Source organism: Peribacillus sp. B2I2 (assembly GCF_041261685.1).
Classification (GTDB): Bacteria; Bacillota; Bacilli; order Bacillales; family DSM-1321; genus Peribacillus.
The window spans coordinates 1,673,196-1,692,970 of record NZ_JBGCCB010000001.1 but is presented as its reverse complement, the minus strand read 5'-3'; the positions used below and the strand labels follow the sequence as shown (position 1 = coordinate 1,692,970).

22 protein-coding genes and 1 pseudogene are annotated in these 19,775 nt (G+C 39.7%); 1 reads left to right on the top strand and 22 read right to left on the bottom strand.

Annotation, left to right across the window (positions count from 1 at the left end; all coding sequences use genetic code 11):
• Positions 1-38: 38 nt before the first annotated feature.
• Entirely contained in the window at positions 39-836 is a 798-nt protein-coding gene (locus ABIE66_RS08625) for a phosphatidate cytidylyltransferase (RefSeq protein ID WP_289317133.1), read from the bottom strand.
• A gap of 25 nt (positions 837-861) precedes the next feature.
• Positions 862-1,635: an undecaprenyl pyrophosphate synthase gene (locus ABIE66_RS08620; protein ID WP_289317134.1), complete on the bottom strand. Its 774-nt coding sequence runs from the start codon at positions 1,633-1,635 to the stop codon at positions 862-864.
• Between the two features lie 137 nt (positions 1,636-1,772).
• On the opposite strand from ABIE66_RS08620, the gene ABIE66_RS08615 reads away from it, so the two are divergent.
• Entirely contained in the window at positions 1,773-1,940 is a 168-nt protein-coding gene (locus ABIE66_RS08615; RefSeq protein ID WP_289317135.1) for a hypothetical protein, read from the top strand.
• A gap of 93 nt (positions 1,941-2,033) precedes the next feature.
• Here the strand turns inward: ABIE66_RS08615 and frr are convergent, their stop codons facing one another.
• The 20 genes and pseudogenes from frr to ABIE66_RS08515 form a co-directional block, all read right to left on the bottom strand.
• Complete coding sequence (gene frr / locus ABIE66_RS08610) at positions 2,034-2,591, bottom strand: ribosome recycling factor (RefSeq protein ID WP_289317136.1); 558 nt, start codon at positions 2,589-2,591, stop codon at positions 2,034-2,036.
• A 3-nt stretch (positions 2,592-2,594) separates the two neighbouring features.
• The gene (gene pyrH / locus ABIE66_RS08605; RefSeq protein ID WP_057913387.1) at positions 2,595-3,317 is read right to left on the bottom strand and encodes a UMP kinase; all 723 of its coding nucleotides are present in this window, start codon (positions 3,315-3,317) and stop codon (positions 2,595-2,597) included.
• 125 nt (positions 3,318-3,442) lie between these two features.
• Positions 3,443-4,327, bottom strand: coding sequence for a translation elongation factor Ts (tsf, locus tag ABIE66_RS08600; RefSeq protein ID WP_289317137.1), 885 nt, complete (start codon positions 4,325-4,327; stop codon positions 3,443-3,445).
• Between the two features lie 308 nt (positions 4,328-4,635).
• Complete coding sequence (gene rpsB, locus ABIE66_RS08595) at positions 4,636-5,349, bottom strand: 30S ribosomal protein S2 (RefSeq protein ID WP_056526825.1); 714 nt, start codon at positions 5,347-5,349, stop codon at positions 4,636-4,638.
• A gap of 152 nt (positions 5,350-5,501) precedes the next feature.
• Positions 5,502-5,873 (bottom strand): hypothetical protein, encoded by a 372-nt coding sequence (locus ABIE66_RS08590; protein ID WP_370014414.1) that lies wholly within the window; start codon positions 5,871-5,873, stop codon positions 5,502-5,504.
• Positions 5,874-5,906: 33 nt separating this feature from the next.
• Positions 5,907-6,140, bottom strand: coding sequence for a hypothetical protein (locus tag ABIE66_RS08585; protein ID WP_370014413.1), 234 nt, complete (start codon positions 6,138-6,140; stop codon positions 5,907-5,909).
• A gap of 311 nt (positions 6,141-6,451) precedes the next feature.
• A complete protein-coding gene (locus ABIE66_RS08580) occupies positions 6,452-7,222 on the bottom strand; it encodes a FliA/WhiG family RNA polymerase sigma factor (RefSeq protein ID WP_370014412.1) in 771 nt (256 codons plus the stop codon).
• Positions 7,223-7,356: 134 nt separating this feature from the next.
• Positions 7,357-7,860 carry a chemotaxis protein CheD gene (locus tag ABIE66_RS08575; protein WP_370014411.1) on the bottom strand — a complete coding sequence of 168 codons (504 nt, stop codon included), beginning with the start codon at positions 7,858-7,860 and terminating at the stop codon, positions 7,357-7,359.
• A complete protein-coding gene (locus ABIE66_RS08570; RefSeq protein ID WP_370014410.1) occupies positions 7,853-8,491 on the bottom strand; it encodes a chemotaxis protein CheC in 639 nt (212 codons plus the stop codon). Before ABIE66_RS08570 ends, ABIE66_RS08575 begins: the two co-directional genes overlap by 8 nt.
• A 4-nt stretch (positions 8,492-8,495) precedes the next feature.
• Positions 8,496-8,951, bottom strand: coding sequence for a chemotaxis protein CheW (locus ABIE66_RS08565; protein WP_289324406.1), 456 nt, complete (start codon positions 8,949-8,951; stop codon positions 8,496-8,498).
• A 109-nt stretch (positions 8,952-9,060) separates the two neighbouring features.
• Positions 9,061-11,100 (bottom strand): annotated as a pseudogene (locus ABIE66_RS08560) (chemotaxis protein CheW).
• A 19-nt stretch (positions 11,101-11,119) separates the two neighbouring features.
• Entirely contained in the window at positions 11,120-12,217 is a 1,098-nt protein-coding gene (locus ABIE66_RS08555) for a protein-glutamate methylesterase/protein-glutamine glutaminase (protein WP_289324404.1), read from the bottom strand.
• A gap of 10 nt (positions 12,218-12,227) precedes the next feature.
• The gene (locus tag ABIE66_RS08550; RefSeq protein ID WP_289324403.1) at positions 12,228-13,094 is read right to left on the bottom strand and encodes a MinD/ParA family protein; all 867 of its coding nucleotides are present in this window, start codon (positions 13,092-13,094) and stop codon (positions 12,228-12,230) included.
• A complete protein-coding gene (gene flhF, locus ABIE66_RS08545; RefSeq protein ID WP_289324402.1) occupies positions 13,078-14,235 on the bottom strand; it encodes a flagellar biosynthesis GTPase FlhF in 1,158 nt (385 codons plus the stop codon). The genes ABIE66_RS08550 and flhF overlap by 17 nt, the downstream gene beginning before the upstream one ends.
• Positions 14,232-16,268 carry a flagellar biosynthesis protein FlhA gene (gene flhA, locus ABIE66_RS08540; RefSeq protein ID WP_370014409.1) on the bottom strand — a complete coding sequence of 679 codons (2,037 nt, stop codon included), beginning with the start codon at positions 16,266-16,268 and terminating at the stop codon, positions 14,232-14,234. Before flhA ends, flhF begins: the two co-directional genes overlap by 4 nt.
• A gap of 40 nt (positions 16,269-16,308) precedes the next feature.
• On the bottom strand, positions 16,309-17,391 hold the full coding sequence (gene flhB, locus ABIE66_RS08535) for a flagellar biosynthesis protein FlhB (RefSeq protein ID WP_370014408.1): 1,083 nt from the start codon (positions 17,389-17,391) through the stop codon (positions 16,309-16,311).
• 1 nt (position 17,392) lies between these two features.
• A complete protein-coding gene (fliR, locus tag ABIE66_RS08530; RefSeq protein ID WP_289324399.1) occupies positions 17,393-18,169 on the bottom strand; it encodes a flagellar biosynthetic protein FliR in 777 nt (258 codons plus the stop codon).
• 3 nt (positions 18,170-18,172) lie between these two features.
• Complete coding sequence (fliQ, locus tag ABIE66_RS08525) at positions 18,173-18,442, bottom strand: flagellar biosynthesis protein FliQ (RefSeq protein WP_289324398.1); 270 nt, start codon at positions 18,440-18,442, stop codon at positions 18,173-18,175.
• 14 nt (positions 18,443-18,456) lie between these two features.
• Positions 18,457-19,122, bottom strand: a complete 666-nt coding sequence (gene fliP / locus ABIE66_RS08520; protein WP_370017002.1) for a flagellar type III secretion system pore protein FliP — start codon at positions 19,120-19,122, stop codon at positions 18,457-18,459.
• Complete coding sequence (locus ABIE66_RS08515; RefSeq protein ID WP_370014407.1) at positions 19,115-19,774, bottom strand: flagellar biosynthetic protein FliO; 660 nt, start codon at positions 19,772-19,774, stop codon at positions 19,115-19,117. The genes fliP and ABIE66_RS08515 overlap by 8 nt, the downstream gene beginning before the upstream one ends.
• Position 19,775: the final 1 nt, after the last annotated feature.

The window sequence follows — 19,775 nt, the reverse complement described above, 5'->3', positions numbered from 1 at the left end:
TCATCTCCTAATTCATTAAACACTTGCCTATATTTATATTATAAAACATGCAATAAATGCAAAATCGGTAAAATGAATATCACGCTATCAAGCCTGTCCAAAATTCCACCGTGTCCCGGGAGAAGCTTCCCGGAATCCTTAACCCCATAATGACGTTTATACGCCGATTGGACGAGGTCGCCCAATTGGCCGAATACCCCAATGATCAATGAAATCAATAATAATTGTAATAATGTGTAGTCAAGACTGGAGAAGGCGTAAAATAGCACACCCACTACCATCGCGGAACATAACCCGCCGATAAATCCTTCAACCGTCTTGTTTGGACTTATTTCTGGCCATAGCTTTCTTTTACCAAGTGATTTACCTATGAAGTATGCTCCGGAATCGGTTGCCCAGATCGTAAATAATGTAAGCAAGATATAGATAAGACCCAACCCTAAAGAGTCACGTGTTTCGAATAGGTAGTAGAAACCCATTCCCAGGTATAGGACCGAAATCACTAAAAATCCTGCATCATCAAAAGTAAAACGGTTTTTTGAAACGACTGTATAAAGTAATAGCAGCAATACCCCGATTAAGAAGACTTGCACTTTATCGTAATTTATTTCCGCTAAAAAAGCGGTATGTTCATTAGGCAATAAAAGTACCCACAATAATATGTGAGAAAGAAATGCTTCAAAAGATAGTACACGTAAATTTTTCATTTTCATCAGTTCATACAAACCAATGGACCCCAACAGATAAACCGTCAGTAAAAAGGGAATGCCCCCTAAAATGACTAGTGGAATGAAGATAGCGGCAACTACGACCGCCGTAATAATTCGTTGTTTCATTATTCCATTTTCCTCGCCTTCTACATTAAACGCCACCGAATCTTCGTGAACGTTTTTGATACTCCTCAACTGCCTGCAATAAATGCTCTTCACTAAAATCCGGCCATAGCACCTCTGTAAACCAAAGCTCAGTATAAGCCGCCTGCCAAAGCATGAAATTACTCAAACGGATTTCACCGCTTGTACGGATCAGTAAATCCGGATCCGACAAATGTTTGGTCATCAGATAACTGGATAGCATTTCCTCAGTTACATTTTCCTTTACTATACCATTCTTAGCATCTTGAATGATGCTATTCACTGCAGATACAATCTCCCCACGGCTTCCATAGTTAAGGGCAAAATTCAGAATCATCCCATCATTATCCTTCGTATCTTCCATTGCCCGTTTAACGGCATTTTGAGTATGTGCAGGAATGAGTGATATGTCCCCGATCGTTTCAACTCTTACATTTTCGGAAATGAGCTCAGGTAAAAATGTCCCAAGAAATTCCTGGGGAAGCTTCATCAAAAAGTCGACTTCACTTTTCGGACGTTTCCAGTTTTCAGTGGAAAACGCATAGACTGTCAAAGTTTTGACCCCTAATTTATTGGCAACTTTCGTAATTTTACGAACGGTTTTCATTCCTTCATGATGACCCGCCACACGTGGCAATGCACGCTTTTTGGCCCAACGGCCGTTTCCATCCATTATGATGGCGATATGCTGAGGAACATCAAACTGTTTAATATGCTGAATCCTATTTGTTACATCGGAAGAAGCATCTTTATTAACGAAACGCTTCCAAAGTGAATACATATGTTAGTCCCCCATCAGGTTGTACTTATCTCTCTACAAAGGCAAAGTTTTCGTGCACTATGTATATCAAGCTTTCTGCCGCTTAAAAAGAATCTATATTATAATATCAAAAAAAAACTCGTTCTCATATTATTATTATGAAAATTATTTCTTCATTAGAAGCTAGAAAGGGAGAAATCATTACTTCTTTTATTCTAAAACCGGTTATGATTACAATGAAAAATGCAAAAAAAGGACCACCTCCAACGTTTGCATGCAACATACTAACTCAAGGAGTAATCATTATCGGAGAAACCTTATTATAACAGTTTTCTCTTTTAAGCACACCTATATGTTAGAACCAAGACATGACCCTGTATGGATTCGGCCCTCTTATTTAAAAAATTCTTAAATGGAAATTATACTTCCAAAATTTCTTTTTCTTTATCTTTTGTAATCTCATCGATTTTCGTGATATTGCCATCTGTCATCTTTTGGATGTCATCAGCATAGCCACGTAAATCATCTTCAGTGATTTCACCATTTTTTTCAAGCTTTTTCAAATCATCATTAGCATCGCGACGCACATTACGGACAGCTATTTTTGCTTCTTCCGCTTCTTTTTTGACAACTTTCACAAGCTCTTTTCTGCGTTCTTCAGTTAAAGCCGGGATGGCTATCCTGATGATCGATCCATCATTAGAAGGATTTAAGCCTAAATCCGATTTCAAAATCGCCTTTTCAATTTCACCTAATACTGTCTTATCATATGGTTGAATGACCAAAAGTCTTGCTTCCGGGACAGAAATACCAGCCACCTGATTAACTGGTGTCGGCGAACCATAATAATCAATCGAGATTCTATCAAGCAATGAGGCATTTGCCCTTCCGGCACGGATGCTGGCTAATTCACGTGTGTACGCTCCAATGGCTTTTTCCATTTTCGTTTTCGCATTCGAAATAACTTGTTTCGGCATCTTTTATTTCCCCCTTACAATAGTTCCAAGCGTTTCGCCTAGAACGGCTCGTTTAATATTACCTTTTTCCATAATCGAGAAGACAATCAATGGTATATCATTGTCCATGCATAATGAGGACGCAGTCGAATCCATTACTTCCAATCCTTCTTTAATCACATCAAGATAGGAAAGTTCATCATACTTCACTGCATTTTTGTCCTTAACCGGATCTGCATTGTAAACGCCATCCACATTATTCTTCGCCATCAAGATGACATCAGCTTCAATTTCAGCAGCGCGCAGTGCGGCAGTGGTATCCGTCGAAAAGTATGGATTACCTGTACCAGCTGCAAAAATCACCACTCTTTTTTTCTCTAGATGCCTGATTGCACGGCGTCTGATATATGGTTCTGCAACTTGTCTCATCTCAATGGAAGTTTGAACGCGCGTTTCAATTCCAAGCTGATCAAGGCTGTCTTGTAATGCCAATGAGTTCATGACTGTAGCAAGCATACCCATATAATCGGCATTAGCACGATCCATACCCATTTCACTGCCTATTTTCCCGCGCCAAATGTTTCCGCCGCCGACAACGACAGCCACTTCCACATCAAGCTCAGCCACTTCCTTGACTTGTTCAGCAATAGATTTAATTACTGCAGGGTTAATTCCAAATCCTTCTTCACCGGCTAATGCTTCGCCACTTAGTTTTAGAACGACACGTTTATATTTAGCGTTACTCATGAGAACCTCCAACTATGTAATCTTTTCGTTCGTTCATCATGCTTTCTTGCAATACTACCAAAAATTCATGACATTTCAAAAAATAGGGAACACCAGAGTGTTCCCTATTATTAATTATCTGACAATTAGTCTTTTTTAACTTGGTTCATTACTTCTTCAGCAAAGTTTTCTTGACGTTTTTCAAGACCTTCCCCTACTTCATAACGAACGAATGATTGGATTTTTCCGCCTTTTGATTCTACGAATTGTCCCACTTTTTGATCTGGGTTTTTAACGAAAGCTTGTTCGTTTACACAGATTTCTTCGTAGAATTTATTGATACGGCCTTCAACCATTTTTGCAACGATTTTTTCCGGCTTGCCTTCGTTAAGCGCTTGTTGAGTAAGAACTTCGCGTTCGCGATCTAATTCGCTAGCATCGACTTGGTCGCGAGAGATATATTTTGGGTTAATTGCAGCGATATGCATTGAAACGCCTTTAGCTGCATCTTCGTCAGTTGTACCTTCAAGAACTGATAGTACGCTGATACGTCCACCCATGTGAAGGTATGCACCAAATGCGTCGTTATCTGTTTTAGTAACGACTTGGAAGCGGCGAAGAGTTAATTTTTCCCCGATTTTAGCAACTGCAGCATTAATATGATCTGCAACTTTTGCACCATTTTCCATTGTTTGCTCAAGAGCAACTTCAACGCTTTCAGGTTTGTTAGCAAGAAGGAATGCAGCCAATTCTTTAACAAGTGCTTGGAAGCCTTCGTTTTTAGCAACGAAATCAGTTTCTGAGTTCACTTCAAGAATAACCGCTTGGTTTCCTTCTACAACGATAGAAGTTAAACCTTCAGCAGCAATACGGTCGCCTTTATTAGCAGCTTTTGCAATTCCTTTTTCACGTAGGAAATCGATTGCTTTTTCCATATCGCCTTCTGTTTGTACAAGTGCCTTTTTACAGTCCATCATACCAGCACCAGTTTTTTCACGCAATTCTTTAACTAATTGTGCAGTGATTGCCATAATATATATCCTCCTCAAATTAAATGCAGTTTATTCAATCTTTACCCATTATTGCCAAAAAATACTTGTTATCATCAAAGAATAATTACGAGCCTTGGCAATATTCCAGAAAAACAATCCACTTATTCAGTCAATTTGACTGAACTCAATACCTGATGACTTTCTAACCTCGAAAATCGACCATACCTTTTAAAAAAACATTCCGTACAGTGATTTATGTATGCTTATTTAGTGCAAAAAAAAGGGATAAAAGGCATTATCCTCTTATCACCTTTTTTTCTTACTGAATAAGCAACCTTTTTTACTTATTAAGCAGTAGTTGTTTCAGTTGCTGTTTCTTCGCCTTGTTTAGCTTCTAAGATAGCATCTGCCATTTTACCTGTTAATAATTTAACAGCACGGATTGCATCGTCATTCGCAGGAATGACTACATCGATTTCATCCGGATCACAGTTTGTATCAACGATACCAACAAGTGGAATGTGTAATTTGTGTGCTTCCGCAACAGCAATACGCTCTTTGCGAGGGTCGATAACGAAGATCGCATCTGGAAGAGTCTTCATATCTTTAATTCCGCCTAAGAATTTCTCTAAGCGATCCCATTCTTTTTTAAGTTGGATAACTTCTTTTTTAGGAAGGACTTCGAAAGTTCCGTTTGCTTCCATTTTTTCGATATCTTTAAGACGAGTAATACGTTTTTGGATTGTTTCAAAGTTTGTTAAAGTTCCACCTAACCAGCGTTGGTTTACATAGTACATACCAGAACGGATAGCTTCTTCTTTAACAGATTCTTGAGCTTGTTTTTTAGTACCAACGAAAAGAACAGTTCCACCGTTAGCAGCTAGTTCTTTCACGAAGTTATAAGCTTCTTCAACCTTTTTAACTGTTTTTTGAAGGTCGATGATGTAGATGCCGTTACGCTCAGTGAAGATATATTTCTTCATTTTCGGGTTCCAGCGACGTGTTTGGTGTCCGAAATGCACACCAGCTTCAAGCAATTGTTTCATAGAAATGACTGACATTTTATTTCCTCCTAAATGGTTTTGTTTTTCCTCCGCACCGATCATTTTCATACAGAAACTGTCGAAACAGCACCATCTGCAAGAATCACGGGGCGTGTGTATTAACACCATTTCATAATATACCATAATGATTCTGCTCAATCAAGAAATATTTATCTATTCATGCGAAACTTTAGTAATAGCTCTATTTCCGTTTGACCGCGACCTAACTTTTTGGCGATTTCTTCAATTGAATGACCTTGATCCGCTAACATATCCACTTGTTCATTTAATGTTCGCGCATTTACCGAGGCCTGTAACATGTCCGAAAATTCTTTACCAGTCCGTTTCCCTTCGTTTGGAAGGGAAGTGGCTGCTGATGAAAGCTCTAATTTGTCTTCAACTTTTACGGGTAAAGAATTGTCATCTTGTTCTTCAGGCATTATTTTGTAGGCGGTGATCGCCTGCTTTTTAGAGGCGGTACGACTTCCCTCTTTAAATGCTTGCAGCATGTTTTGCTCTTGTTTTACTTCTTTATCTTCCATGGTTTCTTTTATTGACCCATGTTCTTGACTTTTTTATCCATACTCGGGATTCATTGCAACCGAATTGGTGAATGCCTTTACCATTGTCTCGTTGTCCTCTTTCATTTCCATCAAATAACCAGACATAAGTTGTTCCATTTCACCAATGATTGCCTTTTGATCTTTTTCCAGCTGACTTAAACGATTTTGTCGAAGATATAAAACGATGATGGCAAAAATGGTGAATATATTTAATACAAACAACAGAAACATAAAAAATACTGACATGTTGCCTCCTAATTAACCGGAATATTCAACCCTCGGTTGGGGATCTTTTTTCACTGTTGTTTTTTTCTTGATTACTTTTTGTTTATATTTTTTTGGAGACTGGCGCCTGTTTGCATTTCCTTCTTTTTCATGAAAATGGGCGTGGATGCTTTTGCACCCTGGATTCGTGGAAGTACATCTCAATCGGTTTTAAGCTCATAGGCTACCCAACTTCCTTTGAAAACCCTTTTTCATTTCCAATCATCGAACAAAACCGAGCGAAAGTGTGTTTTCATTGGATTTCCATATGAGGATGAATTTGAACTGTACTTCTAGTTCAACTTTTGATCATTCATCGCGTTTCTTAATTTATATATCGCTTTCGAGTGAATCTGGGAAATCCGGGACGTAGATAGACTCATCACTTGTCCAATTTCGGTCAATGTTAGTTCCTCTTTATAAAAAAGCTGTAAAACCAACTGTTCCTTTTCATTAAGGGTTTCTATGACTTGGGCTAATTCCACATACAGTTCTTCCCTTAACACATGTTCCTCAGGTAAATCCGCTTTTTCATCTTTAATATGAAAATTCGTGCTTTCTTTATCGTCTTGTTCTTGGGGATTTTCATCCATTGATAGTACATTGGCAAAGAAATTCTCATTTAATGCAGCATATACTTCCTCTTCCGGGATATTCAATTCAGCTGCAATCTCGTTTGGAGAAAGGTTCCTCATGTATTGCTGCTCTAACTTTTCTATTGCAGATTCAATTTTCTTGGCTTTATCTCTTGCACTCCGTGGAAGCCAATCCTCTTTTCTTAATCCATCTAAAATAGCACCACGAATTCTAAATGAGGCATATGTATCAAACTTCAGGTCACGCTTCGTATCAAAACGTTCCAGGGCATCGAATAACCCCATCATCCCTAAACTCCTTATATCATCTCGACTCACATTTTTAGGAAGACTCACTGAAATGCGTTGAACATGATACGATACGAGTGGGATGTATTTCTTAACCAAAATGTCCCCGGCCAGCGGATCTCTGCAACCAACCCAATTTTTCCAACATAACTGCTCTTCTTCGGTGGTAAGATGAGACATTGGACATCCTCCTAACATTGTATACGTTTTGTAATCAAAACGGCCCTTAAAGGCCATAAAAAAACAATAATTCGATTGCAGTGTAACTTTCAGAGTTTTGGCTGTTCTTTTTTTAAGAAAAGCCTGATACGTTCCTATATGTTTTTTGTCCCTTTAGTAACGGTCCGTATATTTAGCAAACAATCTTTCAAATTGAATTCGATCGTTCTCCCGAAATTCCCGCCTACATCTTCGGCAACGACTCGAATGTGCAAGTCAGATAACTCTTTCCGGACAGCTTCAACATTCCGGGGTCCTATTCTCAATAAATCCCCTCCGGAGGCAAATTGAAACATTTGCGCACCTCCAGCCAACTTCGCTTTTAGGAATCGCATTCTCGCGCCTTCTTGTACTAAGAGCTGCACTAATTCCTTTATCGCCGTATCTGCAAATTTGGCAACGTTTATCTGTCCCGATTTAGCAAGTGAAGAGTCAGGCAGCATGATGTGGGCCAAACCTGCAATTTCTTTTTTTTTATCATAAATCACAACACCAACACACGACCCCAACCCAGAAGTACGAATCGAATAGGGAGTTTTTATAATATTCATATCCGCTATTCCAACCTTAATAACCTTGACCTTTAACAGTTCAGTCATTAGGTGACACTCCTAAAGCGGAAAAAATGATATCAAAAAAATCGGGATCGGGTAAGAGAAAGAAATGACCATTAATGGATTCAGCAAATAGCTGGTCTTTTTCAAGTACAGTATCAATGACAATGGCTGCGTCACTTACTTGAGATAATCCCAATAATCCATAACTGATCGATGCCCCGACCATATCGATACTCAATGACGGAACGGATGGATAGATATTCAATCGGGTGAAATCAGAGAGTGATGAGAGATAGGATCCCGATAAAATATTCCCTAATTCCTCAAGGCAGGAGAGTGCCAATTCATTATAAGGTGTGGAATCTATCAAAAAGGTTTCAACACCAGTCAGCTGACGAATCAAGTATTCAGCTACTGGAAGCGATAGGACAAAAAACATACTCCCGGAAGCATCCCCTTCTATTCTAAGGAAAACACTGGCAACGACGTGATCGGCCCCGCCGGCCATTACCATCATTTCATCAAAGGAAACGATTTGGACATTAGGAACATTCATATCAATTTTCCTATTTAGGATGGCAGAAAGCGCCGTTGCTGCGTTCCCTGCACCTATATTGCCAATTTCCTTCAAAATATCGAGTTGAAGAGGATTGATTTTCTCAATGAACGACATATGATTATCCTTCTCTTAATATATTTTCAGTCATTTCTAGACTCAAAGCCTTTTTCAAATTAATTAGGACGAGCAGACGCTTTTCAATTTTAGCCACCCCGCTAATGTATTCTGAAGCCACATGTCCCACAACTTCAGGCTGCGGCTCGATACTATCCACTGGAATATCCAAAACATCATTGGCAGAGTCCACTATTAATCCCACTTCCATATCATCCAGAATGACAATGATGATCCGTGTTGAACCATCGTATTCCACCTCTTCGAAACCAAAACGGACCCGTAAATCAATAATTGGAGTGATTACACCCCTTAAATTTATGACTCCCTTAACAAACAGTGCAGCCTTTGGAACTCTGGTAATATGAAGAAGCTTTTCGATACCGCTTACCTTATCCACTGGAATGGCATATTCTTTATCCTTAATTTGAAATACGATTACTTTCATATCCTGCGACATCTCATTCCCCTCCTCTAAAAAAACTCATGATGACAGGTTACTCTTAAAGCAAAACTATATACGAAATTATGAACCAACTTCCCATCACCCTGCCCTAGTTATCTATTATTCAATGAATCAATGTGTTGCAATCTATGATTAAGGCAACTTGGCCATCACCAAGAATCGTTGCCCCCGATATTGCAAATGCAGTTGTTAAATAATTACCTAGTGATTTCAATACGATTTCCAGCTGCCCGATAAATGAATCAACGACCAATCCCGCTAATTTATCGCCTTTTCTTACAATGACCACGGAGAGGAACTCTTCATCTTCCTGGCTGAAAGGCACTTCAAATATATCTTTCAGGAACAGCAGTGGTAGAACTTTCCCCCTGAAGTCAATAACTTGTTGATTATGGGCATTCATGATATCTTCTTTTTTTATGATTGCCGTTTCTATAATAGAAGAAAGCGGTATCGCATATTTTTCATTTTGGATTGCAACCAGCATGACAGAAATAATGGACAATGTAAGCGGAAGCTGAATAAGGAAGATGGAACCTTCATTCTCCTTGGAATCGATCGTGACAGTTCCACCGAGAGACTCAATAGTATTTTTAACTACATCCAGCCCTACACCGCGCCCTGAAACATCCGATATGGTTTCCGCTGTTGAGAAACCTGAAGCGAATATCAATTCATAGATTTACTTATCCGAGAGGGTGGCGGCAGTTTCCTTAGTTAATATCCCATTGGATAGCGCCTTGTTCAAGACCCGCTCTTTATTGATGCCTGCACCGTCATCATCGATTTCAATGAAAACATGATTGCCGCTGTGATATGCTTTTAAAAGGATTTTACCTTCTTCAACCTTTCCTTTTGCCAGACGTTCTTCAGGTGTTTCAATCCCATGATCCATGGCGTTCCTTAATAAATGGACGAGAGGATCACCGATTTCATCAATGACTGTACGATCAAGTTCCGTTTCAGCTCCGATGATTTCCAAATCGACTTTCTTGTTTAAATCCCTTGCTAATTGACGAACCATTTTAGGAAAACGATTGAATACCGTTTCCACTGGCACCATCCGCATATTCAATACGATTGTTTGTAAATCACTTGTTATACGGGACATTCTTTCGACTGTTTCATGCAATTCCTGATTATCCAAATCACTTGAAATTTGATCAAGTCTGCCTCTATCGATTACAAGTTCCTCGAATAAGTTCATTAGTATATCAAGCCGCTCAATGTTCACCCGAATGGTCTTGCTTGATGCCGGCTTAGCGGGTGACTGTTTTTTCTTCTCATTAATATCAGTTGGAAGCACTGCATGATTAGTCTCTTGTTCCTGAACTTCAGCAACTTTATCCACTTTAACATTGGCAGCATGTCGCAAGCCTTCAAGGTCAAGGGTATTTATAACAACGTGATCCACTTCAGATACCTTCATGATTTTTTTCTTTATCACTTCACTCGACTCTGTTGTTACCATGGTGACAGTAAATTGCTGATCGAACTGTTCTTCTTCCAAAAGCTCTACGGGTGGGTGTGACTTGATTACTTCACCTGATTTTTCAAGCACCTCGAATACCATAAAAACCCGGGCAGCTTTTAAAAGACAGTCCTCACGCAAACCTATCGAAATTTCAAAGCTGTTGAAGCCTTGATCATTGGACTGCTGAAGTACTGTCCATTCAAATTCATCGTACTCTCCCGCAATCATTTCCTCCTTTTCAAGAGCGACAGAAGCTGCAACTTCTGCAATGGAGGTAGACACGGGTGACTCCCCATTTTCAATCAATTCCAGCTGGCGGACAACACTCTTCACATTTCTTTTTCCATCTCCACCTTCAGCAATGGACATGACCATCGCCTCTAAATCATCAACAGCTAAAAATAACACATCGAACAATTCAGGCGTAAGAATGATTTGACTGTTTCGGATCGCATCCAAAACATTCTCCATCTTATGGGTTAAATTGGCTAAGTCCTCATACCCCATTGTTGCCGACATCCCTTTTAGGGTATGGGCGGAACGAAAGATTTCGTTGACAATCGAGATGTCTTCCGGGTTCTTTTCGAGTACCAGCATCTGTTCGCTGCACATTTGTAAATGTTCTTTACTTTCTTCTATAAATACCTCTAAATACTGGTTCATATCCATACAATCCCACCTCCATGTGTTAAAAATAGCTTATTATCGCTTTAGCTATTTTTTCTACATCCTCTATGCTATCTATTAAATTGGTATTGATTGCGGCTTTCGGCATACCAAAAACGATTGATGTCTCCTGAGATTCGGCTATCGCTTTTAAAGGACCCTCTTGTTTCAGCTTAGTAAGCCCTAGCGACCCATCCATTCCCATTCCGGTCATGATAACGGCTATTTTCGCAAGATCATTCATTTCACTTACCGACTCAAATAGCACATCAACTGACGGGCGATGTCCATTACGCAATTCGGATTGATCCAAAAGGACTGCCCAGCTCATTCCGACTTTCCTCACTTTCAAGTGAAAACCTCCAGGTGCGATGTAGGCGACACCTTTTTGGATCAGTTCACCCTCTTCAGCTTCCTTCACTTTAATCTTGCATAATGAATTCAGGCGTGTTGCCAAGGTTTTTGTAAAACCGGGGGGCATATGCTGAACAATGAGTATGGGCGCATCAATTTCTTCTGGAAGTTCCGTCAAGACGGTCTGCAGAGCTCTTGGACCTCCTGTAGATGTACCAATGACTATTACCTTCCTGTTTCCATAGGACCATGTTTTTTCATTTTTTTCAATTTTAATCAATTCTTTTGAATCTATTTTACTATATTTTCCCCAGACTAATGGACTTATTTCCATATTTATTGCATTTTTTTGTAGTTTGTGAACATTTGCCCTGCTGGCTGCCATAACTTTTTCATGGAGTTCTTTCTTGATCTTATGTAAATCCAATGAAATGGCACCTGAGGGTTTAGCCACAAAGTCAAAGGCCCCATTGTTCATGGCAGCAAATGTATTTTCCGTTCCTTCTTTCGTTGTGCTTGACAACATGACTACAGCTGTTGGACATTCATTCATGATCCGGTTTAATGCTTCCAATCCGTCCATAACCGGCATTTCCACATCCAAAGTCACGACATCGGGTTTTAAAGACTTTATTTTATCTAAGGCATCTCTCCCATTCCTGGCAGTCCCGATGACCTCAACCCTGCTATCTTCTGCTAAAAACTCTGAAATTAACTTTCTCATAAACGCAGAATCATCCACTATCAGCACTTTTACTTTACCCATGTAAGGAGACCTACTTTCCTAGAAAATATCTCTTCATATTTCGGAGAAAACCGCTTTTTTGTAAAGTCAATTCTTCCCCAAATGAATGATTCGCATATCTCGATGCAATGTCCAAAATAGCTTTGGATACATCGGCTTCAGAATCGAAAAGGATAAAGGGCATTTGTTTGGAAACAGATTTTGATACTGTTCTATCGTCTGGTAAGAACCCTAGAGCAACCGTTTCCAGACCCAAAAATTTCATCAGTGCATTTTGGAGACGATTAATCGTTTTTTTGCCATCCTTGCTAGTGAAAACCCTATTGCAAACAAGGAACAGTGGAATCTCTTTATTTACGGAATGAATATATTTAATCGTGGAGTATGCATCCATGATAGAAGTAGGTTCAGGCGTCGTGATAACGACCCATTCATCCACACATAAAAGGAATTTCATAGAATCCTGTGTGATACCTGCACCCATATCAAATAAAATATAATCGTAGTTTGCCAACAACAAACTGAATTCTTCATTAAAACGGGTATACGAATCTTCATTAAACGCAAAGAGATTCTTCAATCCTGTTCCACCTGTAATGATTGAAATATTCCCCGGTCCGGTCGTAATGATATCATTCAAACTATAATCATTTTCAAAGAAATCAATAATACTGCAAGGAGATTGTCCCCCAATCAAAATATCAATATTCCCCATACCGATATCCATGTCGAACAACAGGACCCTTTTCCCCCTTTGGGATAAAGCAATGGAAAAGTTCAAAGAAAAGTTTGATTTTCCCACCCCACCTTTACCGCTTAAAACGGAAATCGTCCTGGCCATTGATTGATTTTGGCGGGCTTCCAATCGTCTTCGTAAGTTCTCAGCTTGATCTTTCATATTTTTTAGCCCCAAAAATCATTTTCAATAACTGTGATGATGTAGCTATTTCAATATCGTCTGGCACATTCTGTCCATCTGTTATAAAAGCGGCTCCTACTTCATGAGTGTGTATAAAATTGAATATAGCCCCGAAAGTGGAAGTTTCGTCCGCTTTTGTAAAAATGACCTGTTTAATCGGTATCGTAGCAAACTGTCGATAAATATCTTCCATATCCTTTTGTTTAGAGGTTAATGACAAAACTAAATAGGTTTCCATCTCAGCTGTAAAATGGATGATTTCATTAAGATCCTTAACGTATTGAGGGTTACGGAAATTTCTCCCGGCCGTATCAATAAAAACATAATCATAATGGGAGAAACGTTCAGTTGCCCTTTTGAAATCTTCCAAATTATAAGCGACTTCAATTGGAACGTTTAAAATCTTTGCATATGTCTTAAGCTGATCTATTGCAGCAATCCTGTACGTATCCGTCGTAATGAAAGCCACCTTTTTATCATGCTTCAACATGGTTTCCGCAGCTACTTTTGCAAGGGTTGTCGTCTTTCCCACACCTGTTGGACCAACAATATTAATATACTTTTTTTGCAGCCCAGGTTTTCCGTTTTCAACCTTTTCCAAAATCCCGAACATGGCTTCTTCCAACCAAACTTGAACCTCTTCATCTGTAGATTGTTGTTTGAAAACGAACCATTTCTCAAATAGTTCATCCATGATTTGAGACCGAAGTGATATATCCACTTCCTGCTCTGTTAGGTAATCGTGGATTTTTTGCAGTTTCCCTGGATATTTTCTATCAGGTGAATAGATTTGTAAACTCTTGATCATATCTTTCAAACCTTCGATTTCTGTTAATAAATCAGCACTTTCCCTATTACCTTCATTCGTATCAGTGGCATGACTTGCCACTTCCGGTTTCGCTGGCAACTTTTTCGATTTCTGTTTGATTTTCATTTGGATAGGCTGGGAAACCGGGTCTATGGCTGCAATCACTTCAATATTCCTCTTTTTGAATAAACCTAGGAAACCACCATTATATACAGCCTTTGCACTTAAGATGACCGCATCACTGCCTAGTTCACCCCTTATTCGCTTCATCGCCTCGTTCATAGATGGTGCCAAATATTTCTTTACCTTCAATCGACATTCACCACCCCTACACTTTGTACTTCTACATTCGATTCGAGTTCATTGTATGAAAGAATCGGTACATTGGGAAAATAACGTTCAGTTAATTGCCGTACATACATCCTTACTGCTGGAGAGCAGAGTAAGATCGGTTGGTGATCCATTAACGTCAACTCTTCCAATTTGGCTGCAATTGCCTCCAATATGGATTGCGATATAGTTGGATCCAATGATAAAAAGTTACCATGTTCGGTTTGCTGTACACCATCCGCGATGGTCTTTTCCACTTTGCCCGATAATGTTATGACTTTAATTCTATTTTCATCCGTAATAAAAGAATTCGTAATCTGTCTAGCTAAATTCTGTCTTACATACTCAGTAAGCAAGTCTGTGTCAGTCGATAACTTGCCATAATCAGCAAGTGTTTCGAAAATGATCGGTAAGTTCCTTATAGAAACTTTTTCCTTCAATAATTTTGCCAATACCTTTTGTACATCTCCTATAGACAACGGATTCGGAGTGACTTCCTCTACTAGGATAGGTGAGGATTCATGGAGATGATCGATTAATTGTTTCGTTTCCTGCCTGCCCAGTAGTTCCTGTGCATTGGCCTTTATGACTTCCGTCAAGTGTGTGGATACTACACTTGGCGGGTCTACAACTGTATATCCCATCATCTCGGCATGTTCTTTCATATCATCCGTGATCCATTTGGCGGGTAAACCGAAGGACGGCTCTATCGTATCGATTCCTTCTATTGAATCATCCTCAATCCCTGGACTCATGGCCAAGAAATGATTAAGGAGCAATTCCCCCTTTGCCATGACACTTCCCTTAATTTTCAGCCGATACTCATTAGGATTCAACTGAATGTTATCACGTATTCTGACGACAGGGATCACGAGCCCCAATTCAATTGCAAGCTGCCTGCGAATCATGACGACTCGGTCCAGTAGGTCTCCACCTTGATTGGCATCCGCAAGCGGAATCAATCCATATCCAAACTCAAATTCGATCGGGTCGACATTTAAAAGGTTAACGACGCTTTCTGGACTTTTCATTTCATCGGTTTCCAGCACTTCTTCCATTTCTAGTATTTCCCTTTCATCCTGCTGCGGTATCCTTGAAATCGAATACCCGCCAACGACTAATAAAGCAGCAATCGGTAAGGTGAATAAGTCGGAAATGGGCGTGAATAACCCTAAAAGGAAAATGGTCGCTGCTGTCAGGTAAAGCATTTTAGGAAATTGAAATAACTGTTCAACAATATCCGCACCGAGGTTTCCATTCGAGGCTGCCCGGGTTACGACTATTCCCGTAGCTGTGGAAATCAATAAGGCAGGTACCTGACTCACGATTCCGTCACCAACCGATAACATGGAAAAATGTACGGCGGACTCTCCAAAACTCATGTCCAATTGCATGACGCCAATGATCATACCGAAAATCAAGTTAATGATGACTATGATGATGCCCGCTATGGCATCCCCTTTAACAAACTTACTCGCTCCATCCATGGATCCATAAAAGTCTGCTTCGTTACTAATTTTTTCCCTTCTGGCACGTGCTTCGTTTTCGGAGATCATCCCAGCATTTAAATCTGCATCAATGGCCATCTGTTTCCCTGGCATCGCATCCAGTGTAAACCTTGCCGCTACCTCCGAGACCCGTTCGGATCCTTTCGTGATGACGATGAAATTGATGATGACCAAAATGATGAATACAACTAATCCCACAAGCACGTTACCTCCGACTACAAACGATCCAAAGGTTTCTACAACTCCTCCAGCATCACCATAGGTCAAAATGGCACGAGTCGTCGAAACATTCAACCCCAGCCTGAACAATGTCAGTAAAAGGAGCAAGGAAGGAAAGATTGAAAATTCGAGAGGTTCTTTCATATTCATCGTAGTCAATAGAACCAGCAGCGCAAGAGAGATATTTAAAAGGAGTAAAATACTTAACAACCATGTTGGCAATGGAATGACCAACATGGCAACGATCATGATGACGCTCGATATAACAACCAAATCTCTTGCTCGCATGTTTTTTCTCTCCTAACTAACGGGTTACCCTAATACTTCTTTACAGTTTACCTTTGGTTTTATATACAAAGGCCAGTATTTCAGCGACCGCCTTAAAGAACTCCTCAGGTATTGCCTGGCCTAATTCAGCTTGATCATATAAAGACCTGGCCAAAGGCCGATTTTCCACCATGATCACATCGTTTTCTTTAGCAATGAATTTAATTTTCTGAGCAACAAAATCAACGCCTTTTGCCACTACGTACGGAGCCTCTGCCTTATCTTCATCGTATTTTAAAGCAATTGCAAAATGCGTCGGGTTAGTGATTACGACATCCGCATTGGGAATTTCCTGCATCATTCTTTGAGCGGCCATCTGCCTTTGCTTTTGCTTAATCTTGGATTTGATAAGAGGGTCCCCTTCGGAATTTTTATATTCATCCTTAATATCCTGTTTGGACATCCGGATGTTTTTTTCAAAGTCATATTTTTGATACAAATAGTCCAAAAGAGCAATGAACAATAAAGCCATGGCAGCATAAAATCCTACTTTAATCGTAATATCCGCCAATGTTGCCATCGCTGCTTCCACAGAAATCTGTGATAAAATCATAATTTCGTCCATGCGCTGCCAAAGTACATAAAAGGCAACAAAACCAACAAATGATATTTTAAGAATGGATTTCAATAATTCAACAATGGCCCTCATTGAAAAAATTCGTTTGAACCCTTTAATGGGATCCAATTTTTCAAGTTTGAACTGAATGGATTCAGTCGAAAACAAAAAACCGATTTGCATGACATTAGCCAATACTCCAGCCACTATCGCTGCCGTAAAAACCGGTCCAAGAATAAGACCCATCTCCTTTAAAACATCAATCATGATAATTTGTATATTCTCCTCGCTGAATCCAGTCAAGGTAAAATGCTGCAGATATTCTTTCATGAGACCAAGCAGGTGATTATACATGTAAGGTCCCATAAGCAGTAGCACTGAAAGCACGGCAATTAAATTAACAGAGGTATTTACATCCTGACTCTTTGCCACCTGACCTTTTTTCTTCGAATCCTGACGTTTTTTTGGAGTCGCCTTTTCGGTCTTCTCACCAGCGAAAAACTGTAAATCCAGCTGGAACCTCTCCATATTAAACGCCTCCGATCAACTGCATTAGTTGACGCATAGTCAAAAGCAAGAAATTGAAGAGTTGGGTGACAACCGTCATCATCATCCCCATCACCAGTACGATAACCGCTAAGCCGGCTATGATTTTCACTGGAATTCCGACAACGAACACATTTAATTGAGGGACTGTCCTAGCAAGGATCCCTAGAGTGACATCCACTAAGAAAATACTTCCCACTACAGGTATGGACATTTGAAAAGCAATCATGAAAGCTTTGCTGAAAGCTTTGGCCAAATATTCTATCAGTGTATTATTTCCGAATGGTACAAATAATTGGTCAATCGGGATGAACTGATAACTATAAAAGATTCCGTCCAAAAGCAAATGATGGCCGTTAGTACTCAATAGGAATAATAAAGCGATTGTATAAAGATATTGTCCCATCAACGGGCTTTGTACCCCAGTTTGGGGATCGATGACATTGGCAATTGAAAAACCCATTTGAAAATCAATCAATCCTCCAGCGATTTGAACGGCCGATAAAATCATATAGGCAGCAAACCCAATGAAGAGCCCAACAACTGCTTCCTTTATGATTAATAAATAAAATGTGACATCCAAGTCCAGAATCGGGGCTTCAATGGTAAAGTACATGATCCAGGCAAGGAAGACCCCAAGCCCCACTCGATGTTGTACCGGTATTGAACGGTACGAAAAAATCGGCATAGCCACAAAAAACGTAGTGACCCTGACCACAATTAATAAAAAGGCGGGAAAGTGCGGAAATAATTCCTCCATGCCCTACCCTACAAATCGATTCAGATTACCGAATATTTCATTTGCATATGATAATAGATGGCTCAGCATCCATGGAGCCAATAGTATGAGACCCAATAAGACGGCCACGATTTTTGGAACAAAAGCCAAGGTTTGTTCCTGAATCTGTGTAGTCGCCTGAAAGATGCTTACTAATAGCCCTACAATAAGAGCGATTACCATCAATGGGCCTGCGATAATCAATACCATATAAATTCCTTTTTCTGCTACATCAACAACAAACTCTGCACTCATTTTTTCTCACCTGCTTAAAAACTCTGTAATAATGACTTCACTACTAAATACCATCCGTCAACAAGAATGAAAAGGAGGATTTTAAATGGCAGTGAAATCATGACCGGCGGCAACATCATCATACCCATCGACATCAAGACACTTGCAACGACCATATCAATAACCAAAAATGGAATGAAAATCATAAAACCTATTTGAAAAGCTGTGTTGATTTCACTGATTGCAAAAGCTGGTACAAAGGCAGTCAAGGGAATGTCCTGTATCGTTTCCGGCTTATCAACCTTGGCATACTCCAAGAATAACTCCAAATCCTTTTGCCTAGTATGGGCACTCATGAATTGCTTAAAAGGTATCGAGGCCTGTACATATGCCTCTTCTAAATCTATTTCTTCATTAAATAACGGGGTTAATGCCTTTTCATTCACTTCCTGAAAAGTCGGTGCCATTATGAAGAATGTCATGAAAAGAGCCAGGCCGACCAACACCTGATTCGGCGGCATCTGCTGTGTAGCTAGCGACGTTCTCACAAAACTCAGGACAATGATGATTCTTGTAAAACAGGTCATCAAGATTAATATGCTTGGAGCCAGCGATAAAACGGTCATTAGAAGAACAAGTTTGACGGAAGTAGAGACATTAGTGGGATCACTGTTATTAAAAAACTCCATGAACTCATTCATTGTCTCTCCCTTTCCTTTCAAGCTCATTTAACAGCTTCTTCCTGCTATCAGACATTTGATCGAGTTGATTTTTGAACTCTGTAGAGAAACTTGCGGTTTCGGGTTCTCTTTTCTTCAACAACTTATGTTTCACCTTAATTGCAAATTCTCCAGGCTGGATCATTTGATCCATCTTATCGTTGTAATCTTTCAAAAGCTGCTCATATTCCTCAGGATTATCTATTTCTTTCAAGAGTTGAATATTTTCGCCAACCCCGATCACCAATATTCGCCCGCCGACTTTAACAAGCTGGACAGAACGATTTGCGCCAAGGCTCGTACCGCCTAAATTCTCCACTGAATTTGCCTTTTGATACGATTTACTTTTTTTATTGATGAACTTTAATAGGATATATAGAAGCGCAACTACAAAAATGGTAGCAAAAATCATCCTCAGAAACTCCCAAACAGTTATCCCCACTTTATTTGGATTCGTAGCCTGGTTGGTAGATTGCGAGTCTTTTGATTCATCCTTATCCACTTTTAAATCATCTGGCTGTTCATAAACATCCTTCACCGTTTTTTCAAGATCTTCTGCATGGGCCTGTATGGCCCCTGAAAAGATTACTGCTATCAGCAGTGTGGCCTGAAGCCATTTTTTAATAAAAAACAAT